At 76.4% G+C, this 729-nt stretch carries 1 protein-coding gene; it reads left to right on the top strand.

Features of this window, described 5'->3' with window-relative positions; genetic code table 11:
- Nucleotides 1–729: FAD/NAD(P)-binding protein (locus tag ACFFNX_RS51775; protein WP_378213866.1), on the top strand; the 729-nt coding region annotated here is incomplete at both ends.

The following is a 729-nucleotide window of genomic DNA, read 5'->3' as shown; positions in this document are numbered from 1 at the left end:
CGGATCGACGCCGGCGCCGTCGTGCTCGCCACGGGCAACCCCCCGCCGTCCGCGGGCCCGGCCACGGCGCCCGGCCACCGTCACATCGCCGATCCGTGGGCGCCCGGCGCGCTCGCCCGGATCCACGACGGAGCCCCGGTCCTCATTCTGGGCACCGGCCTGACCATGGTGGACGTGGCGATCAGCGTGCTGGACGCGCATCCGGACGCGGTCGTGTACGCCGTCTCGCGGCACGGCCTGCTGCCGCGGCGGCACCGATGTACACCGGCGCCTCCGGTGGAGGCGCCCATACCCGAGGGCCCACTACGGCTGGCCGGCCTCCTGGCCGCGGTCCGCACCGCGGTCACGGCGGCCGGCGGTGACTGGCACGGCGTGGTCGAGGCCCTGCGACCCCAGGTCCCGTCGCTGTGGGCACGCCTCAGCGTCGAGGACCGGCGTCGTTTCCTGACGCTGGTGGCCCGCTACTGGGAGGTCCACCGGCACCGTATCCCTCCCGCCACGGCCGACCGCATCGAGGGGCATCGCGCCACCGGCCGTCTCCGGCTGCTGCGCGGACGGCTGCTGTCCGTCGCGCCCGGCCCGGACGAGGTGGCGGTCCGGCTGGATGAGGGCGACGGCGAACGCGAGCTGCGCGTCGGCTGGTTCGTGAACGGCACCGGCCCGGCCGCCGACGTGGGCGCCGACCTGGTCATGCGCGGCCTCATCGCCGCGAACCTGGCACGCCCCGAC

The sequence above is a fragment of the Actinoallomurus acaciae genome, assembly GCF_042429965.1.
GTDB classification, from domain to species: domain Bacteria; phylum Actinomycetota; class Actinomycetes; order Streptosporangiales; family Streptosporangiaceae; genus Actinoallomurus; species Actinoallomurus acaciae.
Note: the sequence above shows the minus strand (reverse complement) of the source record. Positions and strands in the feature narration are given on the sequence as shown.